The sequence below is a fragment of the Rhodocyclus tenuis genome, assembly GCF_014197755.1.
Classification (GTDB): Bacteria; Pseudomonadota; Gammaproteobacteria; order Burkholderiales; family Rhodocyclaceae; genus Rhodocyclus; species Rhodocyclus tenuis.
On sequence record NZ_JACIGE010000009.1, the window covers coordinates 41,388 to 64,429 of the forward strand.

General features: G+C 66.7%; 21 protein-coding genes. 9 read left to right on the forward strand and 12 right to left on the reverse strand.

The window, feature by feature from the left end:
* Positions 1-166: 166 nt before the first annotated feature.
* From GGD90_RS12210 to GGD90_RS12230, 5 genes are all read right to left on the reverse strand, one after another.
* Positions 167-1,516: a sigma-54-dependent transcriptional regulator gene (locus tag GGD90_RS12210; protein WP_153117312.1), complete on the reverse strand. Its 1,350-nt coding sequence runs from the start codon at positions 1,514-1,516 to the stop codon at positions 167-169.
* Positions 1,509-3,371: a sensor histidine kinase gene (locus tag GGD90_RS12215; protein ID WP_153117311.1), complete on the reverse strand. Its 1,863-nt coding sequence runs from the start codon at positions 3,369-3,371 to the stop codon at positions 1,509-1,511. The genes GGD90_RS12210 and GGD90_RS12215 overlap by 8 nt, the downstream gene beginning before the upstream one ends.
* An 86-nt stretch (positions 3,372-3,457) precedes the next feature.
* A complete protein-coding gene (locus GGD90_RS12220) occupies positions 3,458-4,213 on the reverse strand; it encodes a sulfite exporter TauE/SafE family protein (protein WP_153117310.1) in 756 nt (251 codons plus the stop codon).
* A 111-nt stretch (positions 4,214-4,324) separates the two neighbouring features.
* Positions 4,325-5,629 carry a dicarboxylate/amino acid:cation symporter gene (locus GGD90_RS12225; protein WP_153117309.1) on the reverse strand — a complete coding sequence of 435 codons (1,305 nt, stop codon included), beginning with the start codon at positions 5,627-5,629 and terminating at the stop codon, positions 4,325-4,327.
* A gap of 235 nt (positions 5,630-5,864) precedes the next feature.
* On the reverse strand, positions 5,865-6,635 hold the full coding sequence (locus GGD90_RS12230; RefSeq protein WP_153117308.1) for an FFLEELY motif protein: 771 nt from the start codon (positions 6,633-6,635) through the stop codon (positions 5,865-5,867).
* A gap of 193 nt (positions 6,636-6,828) precedes the next feature.
* Between GGD90_RS12230 and GGD90_RS12235 the strand changes: the two genes are divergently transcribed.
* From GGD90_RS12235 to GGD90_RS12250, 4 genes are read left to right on the forward strand one after another with little or no spacing between them, the layout of a single operon-like run.
* Positions 6,829-8,283 (forward strand): coniferyl aldehyde dehydrogenase, encoded by a 1,455-nt coding sequence (locus tag GGD90_RS12235; protein ID WP_153117307.1) that lies wholly within the window; start codon positions 6,829-6,831, stop codon positions 8,281-8,283.
* A gap of 8 nt (positions 8,284-8,291) precedes the next feature.
* Positions 8,292-8,795: a hypothetical protein gene (locus GGD90_RS12240; protein WP_153117306.1), complete on the forward strand. Its 504-nt coding sequence runs from the start codon at positions 8,292-8,294 to the stop codon at positions 8,793-8,795.
* Positions 8,792-10,390: a GMC family oxidoreductase gene (locus tag GGD90_RS12245; RefSeq protein WP_153117305.1), complete on the forward strand. Its 1,599-nt coding sequence runs from the start codon at positions 8,792-8,794 to the stop codon at positions 10,388-10,390. Before GGD90_RS12240 ends, GGD90_RS12245 begins: the two co-directional genes overlap by 4 nt.
* 42 nt (positions 10,391-10,432) lie before the next feature.
* Positions 10,433-11,353 carry an esterase/lipase family protein gene (locus tag GGD90_RS12250; protein ID WP_153117304.1) on the forward strand — a complete coding sequence of 307 codons (921 nt, stop codon included), beginning with the start codon at positions 10,433-10,435 and terminating at the stop codon, positions 11,351-11,353.
* Positions 11,354-11,383: 30 nt separating this feature from the next.
* Here the strand turns inward: GGD90_RS12250 and GGD90_RS12255 are convergent, their stop codons facing one another.
* Positions 11,384-13,375, reverse strand: a complete 1,992-nt coding sequence (locus GGD90_RS12255) for an SDR family oxidoreductase (RefSeq protein WP_153117303.1) — start codon at positions 13,373-13,375, stop codon at positions 11,384-11,386.
* Between the two features lie 172 nt (positions 13,376-13,547).
* Here GGD90_RS12255 and GGD90_RS12260 point away from each other — a divergent pair, with 172 nt between their 5' ends.
* The 4 genes from GGD90_RS12260 (at position 13,548) to GGD90_RS12275 (ending at position 17,104) form a co-directional block, all read left to right on the forward strand.
* Positions 13,548-14,132 carry a phasin family protein gene (locus GGD90_RS12260; RefSeq protein WP_153117302.1) on the forward strand — a complete coding sequence of 195 codons (585 nt, stop codon included), beginning with the start codon at positions 13,548-13,550 and terminating at the stop codon, positions 14,130-14,132.
* A gap of 102 nt (positions 14,133-14,234) precedes the next feature.
* A complete protein-coding gene (locus tag GGD90_RS12265) occupies positions 14,235-15,467 on the forward strand; it encodes a patatin-like phospholipase family protein (protein ID WP_153117301.1) in 1,233 nt (410 codons plus the stop codon).
* A gap of 149 nt (positions 15,468-15,616) precedes the next feature.
* On the forward strand, positions 15,617-16,267 hold the full coding sequence (locus GGD90_RS12270; protein WP_153117300.1) for a TetR/AcrR family transcriptional regulator: 651 nt from the start codon (positions 15,617-15,619) through the stop codon (positions 16,265-16,267).
* Positions 16,268-16,327: 60 nt separating this feature from the next.
* Entirely contained in the window at positions 16,328-17,104 is a 777-nt protein-coding gene (locus tag GGD90_RS12275) for a tetratricopeptide repeat protein (protein WP_153117299.1), read from the forward strand.
* Between the two features lie 16 nt (positions 17,105-17,120).
* On the opposite strand, the gene GGD90_RS12280 is transcribed toward GGD90_RS12275, so the two are convergent.
* Positions 17,121-18,797, reverse strand: coding sequence for a wax ester/triacylglycerol synthase family O-acyltransferase (locus tag GGD90_RS12280; protein WP_153117298.1), 1,677 nt, complete (start codon positions 18,795-18,797; stop codon positions 17,121-17,123).
* 91 nt (positions 18,798-18,888) lie between these two features.
* Between GGD90_RS12280 and GGD90_RS12285 the strand changes: the two genes are divergently transcribed.
* Complete coding sequence (locus GGD90_RS12285) at positions 18,889-19,146, forward strand: acyl-CoA-binding protein (protein ID WP_153117297.1); 258 nt, start codon at positions 18,889-18,891, stop codon at positions 19,144-19,146.
* On the opposite strand, the gene GGD90_RS12290 is transcribed toward GGD90_RS12285, so the two are convergent.
* The 5 genes from GGD90_RS12290 to GGD90_RS12310 form a co-directional block, all read right to left on the reverse strand.
* Positions 19,143-20,090, reverse strand: coding sequence for an IS481 family transposase (locus GGD90_RS12290; RefSeq protein ID WP_153117296.1), 948 nt, complete (start codon positions 20,088-20,090; stop codon positions 19,143-19,145). The genes GGD90_RS12285 and GGD90_RS12290 overlap by 4 nt on opposite strands.
* A gap of 129 nt (positions 20,091-20,219) precedes the next feature.
* Complete coding sequence (locus tag GGD90_RS12295) at positions 20,220-20,498, reverse strand: polyhydroxyalkanoic acid system family protein (RefSeq protein WP_153117295.1); 279 nt, start codon at positions 20,496-20,498, stop codon at positions 20,220-20,222.
* Positions 20,499-20,507: 9 nt separating this feature from the next.
* Positions 20,508-21,332, reverse strand: a complete 825-nt coding sequence (gene rsgA, locus GGD90_RS12300) for a ribosome small subunit-dependent GTPase A (protein WP_228273769.1) — start codon at positions 21,330-21,332, stop codon at positions 20,508-20,510.
* A gap of 44 nt (positions 21,333-21,376) precedes the next feature.
* Positions 21,377-21,733 (reverse strand): 4a-hydroxytetrahydrobiopterin dehydratase, encoded by a 357-nt coding sequence (locus GGD90_RS12305; protein WP_153117294.1) that lies wholly within the window; start codon positions 21,731-21,733, stop codon positions 21,377-21,379.
* Complete coding sequence (locus tag GGD90_RS12310) at positions 21,730-22,974, reverse strand: M48 family metallopeptidase (protein WP_153117293.1); 1,245 nt, start codon at positions 22,972-22,974, stop codon at positions 21,730-21,732. The genes GGD90_RS12305 and GGD90_RS12310 overlap by 4 nt, the downstream gene beginning before the upstream one ends.
* Between the last annotated feature and the right edge of the window lie 68 nt (positions 22,975-23,042).

Below are 23,042 nucleotides of genomic sequence, written 5' to 3' on the forward strand. Positions count from 1 at the left end.
CGATTCTTTGCATAGCGATAACTGGCACACCGAAAAGCGCGGCAGTTATCGGATTGCGACAATCTCCAACATATCCAGGAAGCCTGTTTTGATTGAAAAGCTGGCGGCCTTGCACCGGCCAGCGGAAGCAATTATAGCGCTGCGCGGCGTCTGGCTGGCTTGCTGCTCATTCCGCCAGACCGTACTTGCGCACCTTGTCGTGCAGCGTCGTCTTGGCGATGGCCAGCGCTTCGGCGGTGCGCGCGAGCGATCCGTGGCGGCGCAGGGCGTCGGCGATCAGCGCGCGTTCGAAGGCTTCCACCGTCTCGGCCAGCGGCCGCGCGGTGTTGCCGGCCGCGTCGGCGGTGGCTTCGCCGAAGGGCGGCGAGCCGCCCTCAATGCCGAGCACGCAGCGGTCGGCGACGTTGCGCAGTTCGCGCACGTTGCCCGGCCACGGGTAGCCCATCAGCTGGCGGATACGGCCGGACTGCGGCTGCACCGGCGGGCGCTGGTGGCGCGCCGCGGCCTGCAGCAGAAAGTGCTCGAACAGCAGCGGGATGTCCTCGCGCCGCTCGCGCAGCGGTGGCAGCGGCAGCGTCGCCACCGACAGCCGATAGTAAAGGTCGGCGCGAAAGCGCCCCTGGCCGGCGAGCGCGAGCAGGTCTTCCTTGGTGGCGGCAATGACTCGGCAGTCGATGGCAATCGGCGTGTTCGAGCCGAGCCGTTCGAGCGTGCGTTCCTGCAGCACGCGCAGCAGCTTGATCTGCATCGCCAGCGGCATGCTCTCGATTTCGTCGAGGAACAGCGTGCCGCCGTTGGCGTGCTCGATCTTGCCGATGCGGCGCTTGCCGGCACCGGTGTAGGCGCCGGCCTCGTGGCCGAAGATTTCGCTCTCGAACAGCGTTTCCGGCAGGCCGCCGCAGTTGATGGCGACGAAGTTGCCGCGCCGGCGCGGGCTGGCGTCGTGCAGGCAGCGCGCGACGAGTTCCTTGCCGGTGCCGGTTTCGCCGTGGATCAGCACGTCGGCGGCACTGCTGGCGAGCGCGCCGATCAGTTCGCGCACGCGCGCCATGCCACTCGAATCACCGATCAGCCGCGCCGCCAGATGCTCGCGCTGTTCCAGCTGCCGGCGCAGGTCGCGCACTTCGAGCACTAGGCGGCGCTTCTCGATGGCGCGGCGCACCACGTCGACCAGCTGCTCGGGTGCGAAGGGCTTCTGCAGGAAGTCGTAGGCGCCGTCCTTCATCGCCTGCACCGCCATGGTCACGTCGCCGTGGCCGGTGATCAGCACCACCGGCAGTTCGGCGTCGAGCGACTGCAGCTCGCGCAATAGGCTCATGCCGTCCTGTCCGGGCAGGCGCACGTCGCTGACGACGATGCCGCGAAAGTCGGCCGAGAGGCGTCGCCGCGCCAGCTCGGCGCTGCCGACGCACTCGGCGATCAGGCCTTCGAGCTGCAGCGCCTGCGCGCAGCCGAGCGCGACGTCGGGGTCGTCTTCGATGATCAGCGTGCTTAGCGGGGTCGGGTTGTCAGTCATGGCGTGCCGCGAGAGGAAGTTCGAGGGTGAACACGGCGCCGCCGTCGGGATGGTTGGCGCCGTGCAGGTGGCCGCCGAAATCGCGCACGATGCCGGCGGAAATCGCCAGCCCGAGGCCGAGTCCGTCGCCGGCGGCTTTGGTGGTGAAGAAGGGCTCGAACAGGTGCGCCGCCGCCTCGTCGGAAAGGCCCGGCCCGTGGTCGCGCACGTGCAGGCGCACCTGCGTCTCGCTGCATTCCCAGCCGACTTCGAGGCGCGGCTGTGGCTGGCCGGCCATGGCGTCGAGCGCGTTGCCGATCAGGTTCACCAGCACCTGCTCGAGCCGGTTGGCGTCGCACAGGGCCACCGGGTCTTCGCTCGGGCAGCTGCGTTCGACCACGGCGCCGGCGCGGCGCAGCCGCGATTCGAGCAGCGCCAGCGCGTTGTCGAGCGCGCGGCACAGCGGCACTTCGGCGCTCTGCCCGCTCGACTTGCGCGCGAAGGTGCGCAGCTGGCCGCTGATGCGCCCCATGCGGTCGACCATCTCGGCGATGCGGCCGAGGTTGGTGCGCGTGGTGTCGACGTCGCCGCGTTCGAGGAACTTGCCGGCGTTGGCCGAGAGCGTGCGCAGCGCCGCCAGCGGCTGGTTGAGTTCGTGCGCGATGCCGGCCGAAAGCTGGCCGATCACGGCCAGCTTGCCGGCCTGCACCAGCTCGTCCTGCGCCGCGCGCAGCGTGCGTTCGGCGCGGATGCGCTCGCCCACCTCGTCCTGCAGCTGCTGGTTGGCGGTGGATAGGTCGGCGGTGCGCTCCTCGACCTTGCGTTCGAGCTGGTCGTGCGCGCGCTGCAGTTCCTCGCGCGCCGCCAGCCGGTCGCGCAGGTGGCGGCGGCGCTCGTTGACGATGATGCCGAGCATGCACAGGCAGGCGGCGGCAATGGCGGCCAGCGCGGCGCGGCTCTGCGCCAGTTCGTCGACCTGCTCGAGTTGCGAGAGCACGGTCAGCGTCCACGGCGTACCGGGCAGCGCGCGCGACTGTTCGAGGAAGCGCCCGCTCACCGGATAGACCGAAACGGTTTCCGGTCGCGTCGTAGCAATGCGCACCAGCCGCGTGCCGCCCTCATAGGTCGCCAGCTGCTGCAGGCCGAGCGGCGGCAGCGGGCGCCGGTTGTACTGCTGCGTGCGCTCGAAGTTGGCGCGGGTGGCGTCGTCGAGCCCGCGCAGTGCGGTGAATTTCCAGCCGGGAACGGCCGAAAGGATGACGACGCCGTTCTCGTCGGCGACGAACACCGGCGCTTCGACCGTCGCCCACGACTTTTCCAGCTGTTCGAGGCTGACCTTGGTCACCGCCACGCCGAGCGTTCCCTTGTCGCCGGTCAGCGCTGTGGCGAGGTAGTAGCCGGGTTCGCTGCGCGTGGTGCCGATGCCGAAGAAGCGGCCGCTGCCGCTGACGAGCGCGTCCTTGAAGTAGGGGCGGAACGACAGGTCTTCGCCGAGAAAGCTGTCCGGCCGCCGCCAGTTGCTCGTCGCCAGCACGCGGCCCTGCGTATCCATGATGTAGATCGAGAGCGTGCCGGCGCGCTCGTTGAGCTTTTCCAGGTAGGCATTGACGCGTTCGCGCGTGCGTCTGTCAACCTTGCCGGCAAGCACGTCGAGCACCTCCTGCTCGAGGCTCAGCGTGCCGGGCAGGAAGGCGTACTTGCTGATCTCGCGTTCGAGGCTGCCGGCGTAGATTTCCAGTCGGTGCAGACCGGTCGCCTGCAGCTCGGCGATGCCGAGACGCTGGCCGATGCGGTAGGCCGAGAAGCCGCATAGCCCGACCAGCAGCAGGCAGAGCAGCAGCAGGGACAGCGCGCGGAGCGTGCGGGCTTGGGGCATCGGCGTCGGTTCGCTGGGGATGCGCGGAGCGGGGAGTGGTTGGAAAGTGCCTGGAGGCCGAGCTGCGGGCTATGGTAGCAGCGGCATCAGCCGATCAGGTCGGCGATCTGCTTGGCGATGAGCACCACCACCACACCGAGGAAAGCCTTGCGGATGAAACCGGCGCCGTGCTTGAGCGCCAGCCGGACGCCGAGGTAGGAGCCGGCGAGGTTGCACACCGCCATGATCAAGCCGATCTGCCACAGGATCGGGCCGTGGCCGGCAAAGAAGGCAATCGCCGAAAGATTGGTGGCGAAATTGATCATCTTGGCGCTGGCCGAGCTTTGCACGAAATCCATGCCGAACAGGCGCACGCAGCCGAAGATCAGGAAGCTGCCGGTGCCCGGCCCGAAGAAACCGTCGTAGAGGCCGATGACGCCGCCGAAGAGTGCGCCTTTCCAGCGGTCGGCGGCATTGAGCTCGCGCGTCGCATGCTGGCCGAGATCCTTGCGCATGAAGGTGTAGACGGCCACCACTATCATCAGCACGACGACCAGCGGACGCATCGTCTCGCGCGGCAGCCAGGCGACCAGCGCGGCGCCGCCCCAGGCGCCGACCAGCGCCGCCAGCGTCGCCGGCAGTACCACCAGCCAGGGAATGCGCACGCTGCGCGAGTAGCGCCACAGCGCGGCGCCGGTGCCGGCGATGCTCGCTATTTTGTTGGTGCCGAACAGCGTCGGGATCGCTGTTTGCGGAAACTGCGCCAGCAGCACCGGAATCTGGATCAGTCCGCCGCCGCCGACGACGGCGTCGACCATGCCGGCAAAGAAGGCGGCAGCCGCCAGGATGGGCCAGTCGATCATGCGTTGTTCACGATTCTTTCAGGAAAAAAGCCCGGTGCAGCGCACCGGGCCGAAGATGCTACGGAAAGCAGGGTGGCCGGTAAAGGCCACCCCCGCTTTGGAACTGCATGTTCAGGCAGTCGGCGCGAGCGCCAGTTCCGAGGCCGGCGTCAGCGCTGCGTCCTCGTCGGCCAGCGCCGGGTCAACCGGATCGATCGCATTTTCCCACTTGGCGACGACGGCGGTGGCGATGGCGTTGCCGAGCACGTTGGTGACGGTGCGGCCCATATCGAGGAAGTGTTCGATGCCGAGCACTAGCAGCAGGCCGGCTTCGGGCAGGCCGAACATCGGCAGCACGGCGGCGACGACGACCAGCGAGGCACGCGGCACGCCGGCGATCCCCTTGGACGACACCATCAGCACCAGCAGCATGGTGAACTGCGTGGTCAGGCTCATCTCGATGCCGTAGGCCTGTGCGATGAACAGCGTCGCGAAGGTGGTGTAGATCATCGAACCGTCGAGGTTGAACGAGTAGCCGAGCGGCAGCACGAAGCCGGTGACGCGGCTGCGCACGCCGAACTTCTCCAGCTGTTCCATCAGCTTCGGATACGCCGACTCGCTGCTCGCCGTCGAGAAGCCGAGCAGCATCGGGCCGCGCACCAGCTTGAGCAGGCGGAACACCTCCTTGCCGAGAACGAAATAGCCGGCGGCGATGAGCACCAGCCACAGCGCGCCGAGCGCAACGCAGAAGCCGAACAGCAGCTTGCCGAAGACGAGCAGCATGCCGACGCCCTGCGTGGTGATGACGCCGGCCACCGCGCCGAAGACACCGACCGGCGCAAAGCGCATCACGTAGTCGGTCACCTTGAGCATCACGTGCACGATCTCTTCCATCGTGTTCACCAGGCTGCGCGCCGCCTGGTTGTGCAGGTGGCCGAGCGCCAGCCCGAAGAAGACGGCGAAAACGAGGATCTGCAGGATCTCGTTGGCGGCCATCGCCTCGACGATGTTCTTCGGGAAAACGTGGGTGATGAAGTCCTTGAGGTTGAGCGCACTGGTTTTCAGATTCAGCGCCGCGCCCGATTCGGGCAGCGGCACGCTGAGCCCGGCGCCCGGCTGCAGCAGGTTGGCAAAGACCAGACCGAGCAGCAGCGAACAGAACGAGGCGCCGACAAACCAGCCGAGCGCGCGGGCGCCGATGCGGCCGACCGTCTTCGAGTCGCCCATGCCGGCCAGACCGGAAACCAGCGTGGCGAGGATCAGCGGCGCGATGATCATCTTGATCAGGCGCAGGAAGATGTCGGTGAGGATGCTGAAATAGCCGGCAATTTCCTTGGCCGCTTCGGGGCTGCCGGCCTGCGTGTTGCAGATGTAGCCGACGATGATGCCGAGGACCATGGCGATGCCGATCCAGGAGGTCAGCCGATTCATTTTCATGGGAATTTCCTTTGAACGGGGCGAATGGAGCGAGGGGCCGGCGCGGACGGTCGGCTGGGCCGGGGCGAGTGCGCTGCCAGCTTGTTCGCACGCTCCGTGCCAGCGCGACAGGCGCCGGGGCACTGGTTTCAAAGGGCTTTTTTCGGGTTGTCGGGCGCGCCGGTCGGAAAACCGGATGTGCGCGCCGGCAGCCGTCCGGAAAACCGGACGACGGGGGCTGGCCGGGCAGGCTCGCCTAGGCTTGCGTGGCGAAGGGCGCGAAGGCGTCCGGGTCGCCGGCGAACAGGCGTTCGAGCAGGCGTTTTTCGCCGCGCGCGACGCCGTCGAGGAACTCGCTGGCGTCGTCGCCCATCCGGCGGAAGGCGGCGAAGCCGTGGGCGAGGAAGGCGTGCAGTTCGCCAAGCCCGGCCAGTTGCGCCGGTCCGGCCATCAGCTTCAACAGCGTCGACAGCAGGGACTTCCGTGCCAGATGCTCAAGGATGGCGCCGACTTCGCCGATCAGCGCGATCTGGCGCAGGCGTTCAGGGCGGCGGCCGACGGTGACGTAGGCGGCGACGTAACGGCCGACGTCGATTTCGCCGACGCGGCCCGGCGCCGTTGCGGGCGCTGCCGTGCGGCGCAGTTCGGCGATCATCGCCGCGTCGAGATCTTCGGAGAGGGCGTCGAGCTCGACCGCCAGCGCCATCGCCTGCAGCGCCGATTCGGGCAGCATCGCCACCAGCATCGGCAGGATGCGTTCGACTTCCTCGTCGCGTTCGGAGAAGTCCTTCGGGCCGTAGAGGTCGTCGAGGAAAAAGCGCGACGCTTCGCCGAAGCGCTCGCTTGCGAGGAAATGCGCGTGGCTCTCGGCCAGCCGTGCCGCCTGCCAGGCGCGCAGGGCAAGGCGGTCGTCGCCCTCGGTGCTACCGGGCGGCGCGCGCCGGCGCAGTTCGGCAGCGGCCGACAGGTGTCGGCGCAACGCGGCGGCGAGCGCCTCCTTGCTTTCTTCTTCTGGCAGTTCGCTCATGATCGGCGGGCTTGTGATGGCGCGCGGGCAGGGTGCGCCGGCGCGGCGAGGGGATTATGCGCCGAGCGCGCGTCCGGGGTTTAGAGGAAAACGCCTAGGCAGGGAATTCGCCAAGGTCATACACTGCAGTTCCGCGCATGGCCGCGCCGGATCGATTGCCGCCGGCCAGACCGGCAGGAGAAAGGAGCGACCCATGAACACACCCGTCAGCCCGGATGTTGCCGCTGCGGCCGCTGACAGCGTTGCCGCCGCTGCGACGCTCGGCGAACGTTTCGCCCGCCTGCACGCGGCCTCGCGCGCCGATCCTTTCCCCGATCTTGCCGCGCGCGATCGCCGGCTGGCGCGGCTGGAAACGCTGCTCGCCGACCACGCCGAGGCGCTGGCCGACGCCGTCAGCCGCGATTTCGGCCATCGCTCGCCGGCCGAAACGCGGCTCGCCGAACTCTTTCCCAGCCGCGAGGCGATCCGTCAGGCGCGGCGCGAATTGCGCGGCTGGTTGCGGCCGCAGTCGCGCTCGACCTCGTTCTGGTTCCTGCCCGGCCGTTCGGAAGTGCGCTGGCAGCCGCTCGGCGCGGTCGGCATCATCGTGCCGTGGAATTACCCGATCTTTCTCGCCGTCGGTCCGCTGGTCGGCGCGCTCGCCGCCGGCAATCGCGCGCTGGTGAAGATGTCCGAATTCACGCCGGCGACGGCGCGGCTGTTCGCCGAGCTGATCGCCAAAAACTTCGCCGACGACGAAGTGGCGGTGGTTGAAGGCGACGCCAGCGTCGCCCAGGAATTTTCGCAGCTGCCCTTCGATCACCTGCTGTTTACCGGCGCCACTTCGGTCGGCCGGCTGGTGATGCGCGCGGCAGCGGCCAACCTGACGCCGGTGACGCTCGAACTCGGTGGCAAGTCGCCGGCGATCATCGGCCCCGAAGCGAATTTCGCGCGCGCCGTCGAGCGCATCGTCGTCGGCAAGTGCCTCAACGCCGGGCAGACCTGCATCGCGCCCGACTACGTGCTGCTGCCGCAGGGGCGCGAGCAGGAGTTCGTCGAAGCGGCGCGGCAGGTGGTCGCGCGCTGTTACCCCGATCTGGCGACGACGCCCGACTACAGCAGCATCATCAACGAGCGGCACTACGCGCGGCTCACCGGCTACCTCGACGAAGCGCTGGTGCAGGGCGTCGAGGTGGTACCGCTGGCGCCGGGTGTCGCCGCCGACCCGGCGCGTCGCCGCCTGCCGCCGGTGCTGCTGCTCAAGGTCGCCGACAGCATGCGCGTGATGCAGGACGAGATCTTCGGGCCGATCCTGCCGCTGATTCCCTACCGCGATTTCGACGAGGCGATCGCTTTCGTCAATGCGCGGCCGCGGCCGCTGGCACTGTATCTCTTCGATGCCGAGGGCGCGCGCGTCGAGCGTCTGCTCGAGCGCACCGTCGCCGGCGGCGTGACGATCAACGACACGCTGCTGCACATCGCGCAGGACGACCTGCCTTTCGGCGGCGTCGGGCCGAGTGGCATCGGTGCCTACCACGGCCGCGCCGGCTTCGAGACCTTCTCGCACCGCAAGTCGGTGTTCCGCCAGTCGGGCGTCAATGGCGTCGGCCTGTTCAAGCCGCCTTACGGCAGACTTTTCGAGCGCCTGCTGGCGTTCCTGATGCGATGACTAAGGTGATGAAATTCTCTCGCCGACAGTTCCTCGCCGCCGGCACTGCCGGCAGCCTGCTCCTCGCCGTCAGCGGCTGGCTCAACGCCGCCGGCGCGCGCCGCTTCTCGGGTGAAGAGCGCGACATGCTCGCCGCCATCGTTCCCGCGATCCTCGAAGGCACTTTCCCGGACGATCCGGCGCAGCGCCGTGCACGCATCCAGCGCGTCGTCGACGGGCTCGAGCAGACGGTTGCCGGCCTGTCGCTGGCAACGCAGAAAGAGATCGGCGAACTGTTCGGCCTGCTCGTCGTCGCGCCGGGACGCTGGCTCATCGCCGGCGTCAGCCGGCCCTGGCGCGAGGCTTCGGTGGCCGAAGTGACGGGCTTCCTCGAATCTTGGCGCAACAGCCGCTTCGCCTTGCTGCAGGGCGCTTACGCCGCGTTGCACGATCTGGTGTTCGGCGCGTGGTACGCGCAGACCGAAAGCTGGAGCGCCATCGGCTATCCCGGCCCGCCGGAGTTGTTCAAATGAAGGATCGCATACGCGCCGGACTCGCCGCCGGCTGGAAGCACGTCGACGCTTCGCTGCTCACCGCCTCGGCGACACACGAGTTCGATGTCGTGATCGTCGGCAGCGGCGCCGGCGGCGGTGTCACTGCCGACATTCTTTCCGCCGCTGGCCTGCGCGTTGCGCTGGTCGAAGAAGGACCCTTGCGCTCGTCGACCGATTTCCACATGCGCGAGGCCGAGGCGTATCCGTCGCTGTATCAGGAGTCGGCGGCGCGCAAGACCGCCGACAAGGCGATCAACATCATGCAGGGGCGTTGCGTCGGTGGCTCGACGACGGTGAACTGGACCAGCAGTTTCCGCACGCCGCCGGCAGTACTCGACTTCTGGGCGCGCCAGTACGGGCTGTCGCCGCTCACCGGCGAGGCGCTGACACCGTGGTTTGCGGCGATGGAATTCAAGCTTTCGGTGCGCCCCTGGGAGACTTCGCCGAACGCCAACAACCAGACGCTCGCCCGTGGTGCGGGCAAGCTCGGCGTCGATTTCGGACTGATCCGGCGCAACGTCAAGGGCTGCTGGAATCTCGGCTACTGCGGCATGGGCTGTCCGACCGACGCCAAGCAGTCGATGCTGCTCACCACCATTCCGGCTGCGCTCGACCGCGGCGCCACGCTCTACTCGCGGCTGCGCGCCGAACGCCTGCTCTTTCGCGGCGAACGCGTCATCGCCCTCGACGCGGCGGCGCTCGGCGCCGACGGCATCCGTCCGTCGGGTCGGCGCCTGAGCTTGCGCGCGCGCCATTTCGTGCTGGCCGGCGGCGCCATCGGCAGCCCGGCGCTGCTGCTGGCGAGCGGCGTACCCGATCCCTACCGCCTGCTCGGCAAGCGCACCTTCCTGCATCCGACGGTGGTTTCGTCGGGGCTGATGCCTGAACCGGTCAACGGGTTCGCTGGCGCGCCGCAGTCTGTCTATTCCGATCATTTCCTGCAGCAGGGGCCGATCGACGGGCCGCTCGGCTTCAAGCTGGAAACGCCGCCGCTGCATCCGGTCCTGTTCTCGACCACCTTGCAGGGCTTCGGCGAAAGCCATGCGCAGCTGATGCGCGACTTTACCAACGCGCACGCACTGATCGCGCTCTTGCGCGACGGTTTCCATCCGGAAAGCCGCGGTGGGCAGGTGCGTCTCGGTGATCACAACCTGCCGGTGCTCGATTACCTGCTCGGCGAGGTGTTTTGGGAAGGCGCGCGGCGGGCCTTGCTGGCGATGGCCGAAATCCAGTTTGCCGCCGGCGCGCGCTGGGTAACGCCGGTACATGAAATGAGCGCCGGCTATACCAGCTGGGCGGCGGCGAAGAAGGGTATTACGGAATTGCCCCTGAAACCGCTGCTTTGCCGTATCGTCAGTGCCCACGTCATGGGTGGTTGCGGCATGGCCGATGCACCGGTGCGCGGCACGGTCGATCATCGCGGTCGCCACTTCTGGCTGTCGAACCTGTCGGTGCACGACGGCTCGGTGTTCCCTACCAGCCTTGGCGTCAATCCGCAGCTGTCGATCTACGCGCTGGTTGCGCGCAACGCCAGCCTGCTCGCCGCAGACCTCGGCCGCGTTGCCGCCGGCTGAAGCTTCGTCGCCTCAACGTTTTCCTGAAGGGTTTTATCGGTAATGCTTGCGATTGCGCTGTCGGTTCTTCTCGCGTTCGAGTGTTCGCTGTACGTTCTCGTTGCCCGTCATTTCTTCGACGCCTCGCCCATGCAATGCCTCGTCGCCGCGCTCGGCGGCGTACTCGGGCTGCGCGCCGGCATCAACGTCGTCACCTGGTCCTTCGCTTCGGCACTGCGCACGCCGTGGCCGGAACTCGGCTTCCTGCGCTTTGCGCGCATGCTGCTGATCGAGTACGCGGCTTTCGTCTTCTGCTTCGTTTTCCTGCTGCCCGGCGAGCGCTTCTGGCTCGGCCCCGACCGGCTGCGGCCGTCGCCGGATCGTCCACCGCTGTTGCTGGTGCATGGCTACGGCTGCTCGCGTGGCGCCTGGTGGTGGTTACGCCGCCGGCTGGAAGCAGCGGGCTGGGTGGTGGCGACGATCACTCTCGAGCCGGTCTATACCAGCATCGACAATTTCGTCGATCCCGTGGCAAAGCGCATCGAAGAGGTGTGCGCGGCGACCGGATCGGCGCGCGTCATCCTGATCGGGCACAGCATGGGCGGGCTGGTTTCGCGCGCCTATCTGCGCCGCTACGGCCCGCAGCGCGTGGCGCGGCTGCTGACGCTCGGGACGCCGCATCGCGGCAGCGCGCTGGCGCGCATCGGCTTCGGCCAGAACGGCCGGCAGATGGAGCCCGGCAGCGACTGGCTGCGCACGCTGGCGACGACGCCCCCCGGCGTCGACACCATCGTTCTCTACAGTCCGCACGACAACTACGTGATGCCGCAGGCGCTGCTCGAACTGCCCGGTGTGCCACACCGGCGCATCGACGGCGTCGGCCACCTGTCGATGTTGTTTTCCTTGCGCGTCGCTTCGGCGCTGCAGGCAGCACTGCAGTTGCCGAGCAGTTCCAGCGCCGGCTGGAAGCTGCGCGGCCTCTGAGGCGGCCGCGCCTGCCTTGCTGCCGCTCGTTCAGAAGTATATGCCGCGCATCATCTGCGTGAAGGCGATCTGATCGGCCGAAGGCTTTTCTGCGGCATCGGCCGGGTGCTGGTGCCGCGCGGCAGACGAGTCGGGGAACATGCGGAAGCTGGTGTTCATGATGATCTGCGCGACGCGCGGCATCAGCGAATGCAGCGTCGCACCGAAGATGCCGAGCCGCGTGGCGATGCGCACCGGCTTGTGCACGATGGCCTCGACCACCAGATCGGCGGCTTCGTCGGGGCTCAGCGTCGGCACGTGATCGTAGAATCTGGTCGGCGCGATCATCGGCGTCTTCACCAGTGGCATGTTGATCGTCGTGAAGTGGATGCCACGGTCGGTGTATTCGGATGCGGCACAGCGCGTCCACGCGTCGAGCGCCGCCTTCGAGGCGACGTAGGCGGAAAAGCGTGGCGCGTTGGTCAGTACGCCGATCGACGAAATGTTGATCACCTGTCCGCGCCGCCGTTCGGCCATCGCCGGCAGCACGCCGAGCGTGATGCGCAGCGCGCCGAAGTAGTTGAGCTCCATCGTCCGCTCGAAGTCGTGGATGCGCTCGTAGGAATTCTCGATGCCGCGGCGGATCGAGCGGCCGGCGTTGTTGACCAGGATATCGACGGCGCCGTATTTCTCCTTGATCGTCTTGACCAGTTCCGCGCATTGCTCGGGGATGGTCAGGTCGACCACGTAGGCGTCGAGCTGCAGACCGGCGGCGGCGAACTCCTGGCGCGTCTCTTCCAGTTGCTCGGCCTCGCGCGCGATGGTGATGGTGATCGCGCCGGCCTCGGCGAGCTTCTTCACCGTCGCCTTGCCGATGCCTGACGAGCCGCCGGTGACGAGAACGACGCGACCTGCGACCTGGCCTTTCAGCGTGCGGTCGATGAACAGATCGGGGTCGAGGTGGCGTTCCCAGTAGTCCCACAGGCACCAGGCGTAGCTTTCCAGCTGCGGTACGGAGATATTGGTGCTCGCCAGGACACGCCGCGTTTCGCGGCAGTCGAAACGCGTCGGGTAATTGATGAAATCGAAGACGCTGTCAGGCAGGCCGAGGTCCTTCATGATCGCGCTGCGGATGCGCTTCACCGGCGTCAGCGCCAGCAGCGCCTTGCGCATGTGCCGTGGGATGAAACTGAACAGCGCGGCGTTGACGCGCATCGTCATCTGCGGCGCGTGCGCGGCGCGGGCGATGGTGTTGAGCAGGTCGCCGACGCGCATCGGCGTCGGGTCGGTGAGGTGGAAGCAGCGCCCGTCCTCGCCCTTGGCGTGCGCGATGTGGTCCATCGCGGCGACGACGAAATCGACCGGTACGACGTTGATGCGCCCGCCTTCGATGCCGATCATCGGCATCCACGACGGCACCAGCTTGCGCATCTTCTGGATCAGCTTGAAGAAGTAGTAGGGACCGTCGATCTTGTCCATCTCGCCGCTGCGCGAGTCGCCGACGACGATGCCGGGACGGAAGATGCGCCAGGGAATGCCGCACTCGCGGCGGACGATGCCTTCCGAATCGTGCTTGGTGCGGAAGTAGGGGTTGTCGAGGCCTTCGGCTTCTTCGAACATGTCCTCGCGGAAGATGCCTTCGAACATGCCGGCGGCGGCGATCGAACTGACCAGATGGAAGTGTCTGGCAGCGATCGACTCGGCGAAACGGACGGTGTTGCGCGTGCCGTCGACGTTGGCGCGCTGCTGCACTTCGGCGCTGGCGGAAAGGTCGTAGATGGCGGCCAGATGGAAGAAGTGTTCGACCTTGCCCTTGAGCTTGTGCGCTGCCTTGGCGTCGATGCCGAGCAGCGCTTCGGTCAGGTCGCCGACCAGCGGAATGACGCGCTTGGCGTCGACCTGCCAGTAGTCGATGAGGGCGGGAAAAGTCTCCTGTTCGCAGTCGCGGATGAGCAGATGGACGACGCTGCCCGGCCGCGCCAGCAGGCGCGCAACCAGCCGTTTGCCGATGAAACCGGTGCCGCCGGTGACAAAATAGTTCATGCCTTCCTCCTTGTGCTTGTCTTTTCTGGCGGATGCCGCCGGATGGTCGGATCACCGCTTCTCTTTAGTATGCTTACTCTAGGCATTTTCACTACAGTGGCATCGTGCGGCAAGAGAAATGCGCCCGAGCGGCGCACTTCACCATCATCAAGCGAATTTTCAGGAGAAGATCATGGGCAAGAAACTCAAAGCACTGACTGCCGGTGTGAACGAAACGCAACTGGCGACCACCGTCAAGGAATCGGCACATCAGATCTGGCTGGCTGGGCTGGGCGCTTTCGCCAAGGCGCAGGAGGAGGGTGGCAAGGTTTTCGACGCGCTGGTCAAGGAAGGCGAAGTGATCCAGGCGCGGACGCGCAAGATCACCGAAGAGAAGATCGCTGAAGTCGCCGGCAAGACCGCCGGCACCTGGGATCGTCTGGAACATGTGTTCGAGGATCGCGTCGCGCGTGCGCTCGGCAGCCTCGGCGTGCCGACCAAGAAGGACATCGACAAGCTGGCCAGGCGCGTTGCCGAACTGACCGCCGTGGTGCAGGAACTCAGCGAGCAGACCGCCAAGGTGCCGGCCAAGGCAGCAGCGAAACCGGCGGCAAAGCCGGCCGCGAAGCCCGCTGCGAAGGCCGCTGAACCCGTCGCGGCAGCGCCTGCCGCAGCGCCCGCTCCGGTGAAGAAGGCAGCAGCGCGCAAGCCGGCGGCCAAGGCACCGGCGGTGACGCCGGCCGATGTGCTCAATACCATCGTCAAGAGCAACGCCTGAAGCGCGCAGACTTTCCGGTGACGACGCCTGACGTCGTCACCGGGATGCACTCGCCGGCAGCGGCTGGCGTTTGCCGCTGATGTTTTTTCAAGGGGTCATTCGATGAGTCCTGCACGGCGGCGTTCGCGTCCGGTCATTGGTCTGGCGCTGGCCGGCGGTGGGCCGGTCGGCGGCATTTATGAAGTTGGCGCGCTGGCGGCGCTCGACGAGGCGCTCGACGGCGCCGATCTGAGTGATCTCGACATCTACGTCGGCGTCAGTTCCGGCGCCTTCGTCGCCGCCATGCTGGCCAACGGCCTGCGTCCGGCGAAGCTGGCGCGCATGCTCATGGAGAACGACGCCGACGAGGTGTTCGATCCGGACATCCTGCTGCGTCCGGCCTTCGGCGAGTACGGCAAGCGCCTGCGCCGGGTGCCGCCGCTGTTCTGGTCTTCCTTGCTGCGCTATCTCTCCGATCCGCTGCATGCCGGCCTGTTCGAGTCCTTCCAGCGCATGAGCCGCGCCTTGCCGGCGGGAATTTTCGACAGCGCCGGCATCGACGCGCTGCTCTGCCGGCTGTTCAGCGGCGATGGGCGCACCAACGATTTCCGTCAGCTGCGCAAGAAGCTCTTTCTCGTCGCCACCGATCTTGAGTCGGGCGCGTCGGTGGCTTTCGGCGGCCCCGGCCGCGACAGCACGCCGATATCGACTGCCGTGCAGGCGAGTGCGGCGCTGCCGGGGCTTTTCCCGCCGGTCGAGATCGACGGCAATTTCTATGTCGACGGCGCGCTGATCAAGACATTGCACGCCTCGGTCGCGCTGCGCGAGGGGGCCGATCTGGTGCTGTGCATCAACCCGCTGGTGCCTTTCGATTCGGGTCTGGCGGCACAGAAGCCGCGGGCGGCAACGCCCGACGACACGCCGCCACGGCTGGTCGACGGCGGCTTGCCGGCGGTGCTGTCGCAGACTTTTCGCGCCATCATCCGCTCGCGCATGCAGGTCGGTATGGGCCGTTACCAGCGCGAGTTCGAGAACGCCGATGTGGTGCTGTTCGAGCCGGCCGCCGACGATGCCGAGATGTTCTTCACCAATGTCTTCAGCTACGGTAGCCGGCGCAGCGTCTGCGAACACGCCTATCAGCGCACGCGCAGCGAGTTGTACCGGCGCCGCGAGGAACTGGCGCCAATCCTGGCCCGCCACGGCATCCGCCTGAATCTGGCCTTGCTGCGCGATCGCCGCTGTTCGCTGCTGCCGGATTCGCGTAACGGTCGTCTGGCGACGCTCACCGACTCGCTCGAGCATTCGCTCGACGAACTCGCGCACTGTCTGCAACTGCGCGCGGACAAGGCGGCCTGAGGCCCGCGGCGTTCCGGGCGAGCTTTTCTCCGCGCTGATGCCGGCGTTGCCTGACAGCTCACCGGCATTTTTCGACTTGTTCCGGGCGTGCCCGATGATGCTATGCTCATCGCTGGAGACAACCACGACCGGATAACCGGCAGACGCTGATGGAACGCAAACCCCCGCGGCGCACGCGCGAGCGAATTCTCGAAACGAGCCTTCGCCTGTTCAACGATTTCGGCGAACCGAACGTCACGACGACGGTGATCGCCGACGAGATGAACATCAGTCCGGGCAATCTCTACTACCACTTCCACAGCAAGGGCGAGATCGTCGAGGCGATCTTTGCCGTCTTCGAGCGCGAGATCGAGGCCACGCTGGCGGCGCCGACGCGGCGTTCGGCGACGGTCGACGACATCTGGCTGTTCCTGCATCTGCTCTTCGAGCACATCTGGAAGTACCGCTTCTTCTATCGCGATCTCAATGATCTGCTGACGCGCAACCGCACGCTGGAAATCCACTTCAAGCAGATCCTCGCGCACAAGGTGCGCACGGCGACGGCCTTGTGCGAGGGCCTCGTCAGCAGCGGCGCGATGCGCGCCAGCTCGGCCGAGTTGCGCGCGCTGGCGATCAACATGACGGTTATCGCGTCGTGGTGGCTGTCTTTCGAGTACGCGCGCGACCCGCGCGGCGGCGACGAAAGCGAGCGCATCGGTCGCGGCGTTTTCCAGTCGATGGCGATGCTCTCGCCTTTCCTGCTCGGCGATTCGCGCGCGTTGTTCGAACGCCTCGCCGCCGAATACTTGAAAAGCCCGTGAACGGGTTCTGATCGCAGTGCCGCAACGCGCCTCGCCGGCGCGCAGACAAGGAGGAAGCGCATGCCCTGGAAGAAATTTCCCCATCCCGACAAGGCTTACGTCCATGCCGGCGAGTCGCTGAAGAAACACTGGGCGCGCCTGCATCGCGGCGACGCCGAGCCTTTCCCCGGCGACGCCGCGGTGCAGGAGGCTTGGCGCGCCTTTCATGCTGGCGATTTCGCGCGCGCCGTCGAACTCGGGCTGGCCGCCGGCGGCGCCGGTCTGGTTGCCGCGAACAAGGCGGCGATCATCTACGCCACGTATCTGGAGAGTGACGACGAGAAAAAGCTCGCGCTGTTCCTCGAAGTCGCGAAGCGCTGCGAGACGCTGCAGCTAGAAACGCCCGACTGTGCCAACGTCTGGTATCAGCACGCCAATGCGCTCGGGCGTTACAGCCAGGGCATCTCGGTGAGCAAGGCGCTGGCGCAGGGGCTGGGCGGCAAGATCCGGCGCAGCCTCGACCGCGCCGTCGAGATCGAGCCGAAGCACGCCGACGCGCATATCGCATTGGGAACTTACCACGCCGAGGTGATCGACAAGGTGGGTGCGCTGGTCGGCGGCCTGACCTACGGCGCACGCAAGGATGCCGGCGTCGAACACTTCGAGACGGCCTTGCGCCTGAACCCGGATTCGGCGATCGCGCGTGTCGAGTTCGCCAACGCGCTGGCGATGATGTACGGGCGTTCGCGCCTCAAGGACGCCGAGCGTCTTTACGCCGAAGCGGCGGCGTGCGTGCCGGTCGATGCGATGGAGCGGCTCGACGTCGAACTGGCGCGCGCCGAGCTCGCCGACGACTGAGTTCGTCGCCAGCCGTTCAGACAGCTGGCCGACGGCGGCGCGCTCTGGCAGGCGCGCCGGTTTCTTTTGCGACGGGCAGCGCGGCGTCTTTGGCGTCGTCCGCCTTGCCGGCCGGCCGCGCTCTTGCCTTCGGTTTTTTCGTCGCGGCCACTGCGGCCGGTCTGGCTGCAGTGGCCGCGCTTTCCTCTGTCGCCGAGGAACGGCGCTGGCTCTCGCTGGCCGCCGCCTGCAGCGCTTCCTCGACCGCCTGTGGCTGGTCGAGTCGCTCCCAGGGTTCCATCAGCACCAGCCAGAGCAGCTTCTCGAACTCGACGGCGAAGCGTTCGACGATTTTTTCCGGGTCGGGGACCATTCCCTGATCGGTGATCAGCCCGAGCTGCACCTTGCCGTCGTAGGACAGGATGCTCAGCCCCATGCCGATGTCGCCCGACTGCGGCACCCAGAACATCTGTTGCGCGATGCGCGAGCCGGCCAGATAGCGCGCCTGCTGCGGCCCGGGGACGTTGGTCATCACCGCCGTCGCTTTGTTGGCGAGCAGGTCGAGCACCTTCTGCTGCAGGAACTTCGGCACCATGCCGACGACGCCGAGGATCGAGAAGGTGAGCGCCGCCTGATACGACTCCTTCAGCGCTTCCATGCGTTGCCGGGTGACGTAGAGCCGCGCCAGCGGGTTTTCGATGCCAAGCGAGTGTTCAAGGGCAACGAGGCCGAAGCGGTTGCCGAGCTCGCCGATGTCGCCGGGCGGGCGCAGGTTGACCGGCACCAGCGCGCGGATTTCCGTGTCGGGCGCGAGTTCGCCGTGCTCGGCAAGATAGCGGCACAAGGCGCCCGCCGCCGAAGAGAGCAGCAGGTCGTTGATCGAACAGCCGAGCACTTTGCTCACCGCCTTCATCTCGGGCAGGGGAATCGGCTCCGACCACGCAACGCATTTGGCGGTGCCCGGCCGCCCCTTGAAGCGCGTCGGCGTGTCGTTGGGCATCAGCGCCAGCTTGGCGATTTCCTGGGTAAACGAGGCGACGATGCGCGCGTAGTCGAAGGCGCGCGTCGGCGACAGCAGCATTTCGAAGTACTTGCTCCACAGGCTGCTGCCAATGCGGATCGAAGCCAGCGTCGCCTCGTTGATCGGCTCGTACAGGTGGCGCCAGAAGACGTCGTTTTCGTGCCAGTCGTCGTCTGCGCTGGCGGCGAGCGTCAGCCCGGCGATCTCTTCGTCGTCGGCGGCGTCTTCGGCCGCGGCGTCGGCATCGGTGAGCGAGGTGATGACGCCGACCAGCGCGATGCCGTCGGCAATGGCGTGATGGATGCGCACGACCATCGCCGAATTGCCGTCGGCCAGTTCGACCAGATTGAATTCCCAGCGCGGCCTTGCCGGATTGAGCGGGTTGGCGATCAGTTCGCTGACGAATTGCTGCAGTTCGGCCTTGCCGGCCGGTGCCGGCAGCAGCGAACGGCGCAGGTGCGCGTCGAGCGAGAAAGCCGGATCGTCGACCCACCAGGCGCCGTTATCTTCAACGACGGCGATCTGGCGGAAACGCCGGTAACGCAGCAGACGGTGCGCGACAACACGGCGCAGCCGGGCGAAATCGAGCTTGCCGTCGAACACCATGACGCCGACGATCTGCATCAGGTTCACCGGCCGGTCCATGCGCAACCATGCCGTATCGACGTGCGACATGCGTTCGCGATGGCTCATCGAAGCGGCTCCCGGCGGTGGATGACGTGCCCATATAATAGCAAGCACCGTCGACCGGCGGTAAGACCGGAATTCCACAGGAGGAAATGCAATGAGCGATCTGCAATCGCGCTTCGAGGCCGCCGTCGCTGGCTCGAAGACCCTCAATGAGCGCCCGGAGAACAGCGTCCTGCTCAAGCTCTATGCGCTGTACAAGCAGGCAACGGAGGGCGATGTCGCCGGGCGCCGTCCCGGTTTCACCGACATGGTCGGTCGCGCCAAGTTCGACGCCTGGGATGCGCTCAAGGGAACGGCCAGCGATGAAGCCAAGCAGCGCTACATCGCGCTGGTCGAATCGCTGCGCGTCTAGGTGTGTAAACCCGCCACGTTGTTCAGCGCATTGACTCGGGAGATAGGCGGCAGATATTGAAGACTGGCATGAGGCCTGTGCCAGTTGTAATGGTGCAGCCAGAGCGGCAGATGCTGGGCGCGGTGATCAGACGACTCGTAGCGGCGCGCATAGGCCCATTCCCGTAAGGCGGTCTGGATGAAGCGCTCGGCCTTGCCGTTGGTTTGTGGGGTGTAGGGCTTGGTGCGCAGGTGGCGCAAACCCAGTCGCTGGCAAAGCCGGGCGAAGCGGCGGGATTTGTAGCAGGCGCCGTTATCGGTCAGGACTCGCTGGAAGGTTACGCCCAGCTGGCGATAGTGACGCAAGGCCGAGAGCAAGGCTTGGCAAGCACTGCGACCGCTTTCATCCGGCTGGATGTCGGCAAAGGCGACTCTCGAATGATCGTCGAGTGCGACATGGACGAATTCCCAACCCGCGCGGCGGGAGTTCTGTGTGCGGTCGGCCGTGACCCGATGTCCTGGCCGTTGGAAACGTCCCAGCTTCTTGATGTCCAGATGGAGCATGTCGCCCGGCTCGGGGTGCTCGTAGCGGACAATGGGATTTGCCGGTTCGAGAGCGGCCAGGCGGTTGAGGCCAGCACGTTGAAGCCAGCGGGCGATGGTGCTCTGGCCGATCCCGCATTGCTGGCTCATCTGGCGATACGTCTGGCGGCTGCGCCGCTGTGCGATCACTTGCACATGAACAGCTGCTGGCAAGGCGTGCGGGCAGGATTTCGGGCGGGACGAGCGATCGTTGAGTCCGGCTTCCCCCTCTTCGCGGAAGCGCCGTAGCCATTTGTAGGCCGTGCGGACGCTCACCCCGCAGGCTTGTGCGGCTTCCTCGGGACGCAGCCCATCATCGAGTATCCGACTGACCAGCAGGGCTCGACCGCGCGGCGTTAATCGGGCATTTTTATGGACGTTCATTCGGGGCCTCGGAGGCTTGTTTGGTTGGCGCCTCCAATTCTCCGGGGAGAACCCCCGAGTGAACAACCTACAGAGAGATCACAGCTGGGCGGCAAGCGTCGCCGCGCAAGGGGCGCGGCGGCAGTGCACTCAGGCCGGGAAATTCTCGTCGAAGAAGCGGTGCGCTTCGCGTTCGATCATCGGTTTCAGTGCCGAGAGCAGGAAGCCGAGACGGATGTTGAGTTCGGCTTCTGTGTCATCCAGCCTGAGATCGCCGGAGACGCCGGAGCGGGTAAAGCGCAGGCAGTCGTCGTCCCACTCGTAGGCGAGGTCGAATTCTTCTTGCAGTTCGCGCGCCAGGCGCTCGGCCGAGGCGCGCGCGGCGGCGTGGGTCTGGCCGTGGCGACGGCGGATGCTGATTTCACTCATGCGGCTCTTCTAGGTTTGTCCGGCCTGCGCGCGCAAGCTACGGAAGACTTCGTAACGGCGTGCGTCGATGTCGCCGCGCTCGACGGCGGCACGGATCGCACAGTCGGGTTCGCGCTCGTGGCGGCAGTCGCGGAAACGACAGTCGCCAAGAAAGGGGCGGAAGTCGACGAAAGCGTGTTCGATGCTGCCCACCGGTAGATGGTGCAGGCCGAATTCCTGCAGTCCCGGCGAATCGATCAGTGCCGAAGCAGCGTCGAAGCGGTAGAGCGTCGCATGCGTCGTCGTGTGCTTGCCGGAATCGAGCGCGGCGGAAATCTCGCGCGTGGCGACCTTCGCTTCCGGGATCAGTGCGTTGATCAGCGTTGATTTGCCCATTCCCGACTGGCCGACAAGCACGCTCAGCTGGCCGGCGAGATGCGGGCGCAAGGCTTCGGCGCATTCAAGCGCCGACAGTTGCAGCAGCGGGTAGCCGAGCCGCACGAAAGGCGCCAGCGTCGCCAGCGCCGCCGGTACGCGCTCGGCGAGATCGCACTTGTTGAGCACGATCAGCACGCGCAACTCCTGTTCCTCGGCGGCAACCAGGCAGCGGGTCAGCAATTCGGCGGAGAAGCCCGGTTCGACGGCGACGACGAAGACAATCTGCGTGACGTTGGCGGCGATCAGCTTCTTGCGGTATTCGTCGGAACGGTAGAGCAGCGAACTGCGCGGCGCGATCGAATCGATCACTGCCTGCCCGTCGCCGCTGCGGTTCAGGACGACGCGGTCGCCGCAGGCGACTTCGCTCTTCTTGCCGCGCGGAAAGGCGAGCAGCGTCGTGCCGTCAGCCAGCGCCACGCGATACTGGCGGCCGTGCGCGGCGACGACTTCAGCGTCGAGGTTCAGGATGCTGCCCCTGCTCCAGGCGCTTCCTTGCCGCTGCGGGCCAATGTTGCGACGCGGCCGGCACAGCGGAAGTCCTTGTCCGACAGCCCGCCGCAGTCGTGCGTGGTGAAGCTGACGCCGACGCGGCCATAGCCGACGGCGAGATCGGGGTGGTGATCTTCTTCTTCGGCGATGGCGGCAACGGCGACGACGAAGCGGATGGTTGCCGCGTAATCGGCGAAGCGGAATTCCTTGCACAGCTGACCGCCGGCGACTTCGCCTTCGATTCGCCAGCCGGGCAGCGCGGCGAGCAGGGCGGCAGCGTCGGCAGCGGCAAGGTGCTTGTCGGCGCCGGCGGGAGTGTCCTGTTTCATATGGCCTCCGGATTCTGCAGCCGCGCAATGCGCAAGGCGGCGGGTGGGTGCGAGTCGTAGAACAGCGAATGCAGCGGGTCGGGCGTCAGCGTAGCCGCATTGTCCTCGTAGAGCTTGACCAGCGCACTGACCAGATCGTTCGCCGACGCGTTCTCGGCGGCGTAGCGGTCGGCCTCGAATTCGTGTCGGCGCGAGAGCAGGCTCATCAGCGGCGTCAGCGGGAAGGAGAACACCGGCGCGGCGAGGAAAAAGAGCAGCAGCGCCTGTGCCTTGCCGGCATCGGCGACGCCGAGCCCGTGGAAGAACCACGGTGCCGCTGCCAGTTGTCCGAGCAGGCCGAGAAAGACCAGCGCCAGCGCGAACATCAGCACGATGCGTTGCAGCACGTGGCGGCGGCGGAAATGACCGAGCTCGTGGGCCAGCACCGCCTCGACTTCGGCCGGCTGCAGGCGGCCGAGCAGCGTGTCGAAGAAGACGATGCGCTTGTTGCGCCCGAAGCCGGTGAAGTAGGCATTGCCGTGACTTGAGCGGCGCGAGCCGTCCATGACGAAGAAGCCCGACGCGGCAAACCCGCAGCGCTTGAGCAGGCCTTCGATGCGCGCTTTCAGTGGCGCATCGTCGAGCGGCGTGAAGCGGTTGAACAGCGGCGCGATCCAGGTCGGAAAGATGAACAGCAGCAACAGGTTGAGTCCACACCAGAAGGCCCACACCCACAGCCACCAGGCGTCGCCCATGCGTTCCATCAGCCACAGCGCTGCGGCGATGGCTGGAATACCGATCACCGCGCCGAGCGCCGCCTGACGCAGCAGGTCGCCGAAGAACAGACGCGGCGTCGTGCGGTTGAAGCCGAAACGCGCCTCGATGACGAACTGCCGCCACCAGGCCAGCGGCAGATCGACGATGCCACCGAGCAGGGCGACGCTGACGATCAGCGCGACGCCGCCAGCGAGTCCGTCGAGGTGCACTTGCCAGAAATCCTGCACCGCCTGTACGCCGCCGCCGAGCGTCAGCAGCAGCAACAGGCCGGTTTCGACGCCAAGCGCGAGGATGCCGAAAGCGGTGCGCGCGATGGTGTAGTCGGCGGCCTTGCGGTGCGCGAGAACGTCGATGCGTCCGGCGAACTGCGCCGGCGGCGCGGCGCGATGCGCGACGACGTGCGTGATCTGGCGCTTGGCCAGCCACAGACGGACGCCGAGCGAGGCGAGCAGTGCGGCGAGGAAGACGAAGGTGAAAGCGTTCATGCGCAGTATGAGAAAATGCCGCCGCCGGTTGTTTTGCCGGGCAGGCGCAGCGCCCGGCCGGCAAGCTT

What these genes read in the sequence shown, in the direction of transcription:
- GGD90_RS12210 (WP_153117312.1), bottom strand. Translation starts at nt 1,516, where the DNA reads ATGACTGACAACCCGACCCCGCTAAGCACGCTGATCATCGAAGACGAC.
- GGD90_RS12250 (WP_153117304.1), top strand. Translation starts at nt 10,433, where the DNA reads ATGCTTGCGATTGCGCTGTCGGTTCTTCTCGCGTTCGAGTGTTCGCTG.
- GGD90_RS12265 (WP_153117301.1), top strand. Translation starts at nt 14,235, where the DNA reads ATGAGTCCTGCACGGCGGCGTTCGCGTCCGGTCATTGGTCTGGCGCTG.
- GGD90_RS12230 (WP_153117308.1), bottom strand. Translation starts at nt 6,635, where the DNA reads ATGAGCGAACTGCCAGAAGAAGAAAGCAAGGAGGCGCTCGCCGCCGCG.
- GGD90_RS12290 (WP_153117296.1), bottom strand. Translation starts at nt 20,090, where the DNA reads ATGAACGTCCATAAAAATGCCCGATTAACGCCGCGCGGTCGAGCCCTG.
- GGD90_RS12270 (WP_153117300.1), top strand. Translation starts at nt 15,617, where the DNA reads ATGGAACGCAAACCCCCGCGGCGCACGCGCGAGCGAATTCTCGAAACG.
- GGD90_RS12235 (WP_153117307.1), top strand. Translation starts at nt 6,829, where the DNA reads ATGAACACACCCGTCAGCCCGGATGTTGCCGCTGCGGCCGCTGACAGC.
- GGD90_RS12285 (WP_153117297.1), top strand. Translation starts at nt 18,889, where the DNA reads ATGAGCGATCTGCAATCGCGCTTCGAGGCCGCCGTCGCTGGCTCGAAG.
- GGD90_RS12245 (WP_153117305.1), top strand. Translation starts at nt 8,792, where the DNA reads ATGAAGGATCGCATACGCGCCGGACTCGCCGCCGGCTGGAAGCACGTC.
- GGD90_RS12295 (WP_153117295.1), bottom strand. Translation starts at nt 20,498, where the DNA reads ATGAGTGAAATCAGCATCCGCCGTCGCCACGGCCAGACCCACGCCGCC.
- GGD90_RS12225 (WP_153117309.1), bottom strand. Translation starts at nt 5,629, where the DNA reads ATGAAAATGAATCGGCTGACCTCCTGGATCGGCATCGCCATGGTCCTC.
- GGD90_RS12275 (WP_153117299.1), top strand. Translation starts at nt 16,328, where the DNA reads ATGCCCTGGAAGAAATTTCCCCATCCCGACAAGGCTTACGTCCATGCC.
- GGD90_RS12255 (WP_153117303.1), bottom strand. Translation starts at nt 13,375, where the DNA reads ATGAACTATTTTGTCACCGGCGGCACCGGTTTCATCGGCAAACGGCTG.
- GGD90_RS12310 (WP_153117293.1), bottom strand. Translation starts at nt 22,974, where the DNA reads ATGAACGCTTTCACCTTCGTCTTCCTCGCCGCACTGCTCGCCTCGCTC.
- GGD90_RS12280 (WP_153117298.1), bottom strand. Translation starts at nt 18,797, where the DNA reads ATGAGCCATCGCGAACGCATGTCGCACGTCGATACGGCATGGTTGCGC.
- GGD90_RS12220 (WP_153117310.1), bottom strand. Translation starts at nt 4,213, where the DNA reads ATGATCGACTGGCCCATCCTGGCGGCTGCCGCCTTCTTTGCCGGCATG.
- GGD90_RS12240 (WP_153117306.1), top strand. Translation starts at nt 8,292, where the DNA reads ATGAAATTCTCTCGCCGACAGTTCCTCGCCGCCGGCACTGCCGGCAGC.
- GGD90_RS12260 (WP_153117302.1), top strand. Translation starts at nt 13,548, where the DNA reads ATGGGCAAGAAACTCAAAGCACTGACTGCCGGTGTGAACGAAACGCAA.
- GGD90_RS12215 (WP_153117311.1), bottom strand. Translation starts at nt 3,371, where the DNA reads ATGCCCCAAGCCCGCACGCTCCGCGCGCTGTCCCTGCTGCTGCTCTGC.
- GGD90_RS12305 (WP_153117294.1), bottom strand. Translation starts at nt 21,733, where the DNA reads ATGAAACAGGACACTCCCGCCGGCGCCGACAAGCACCTTGCCGCTGCC.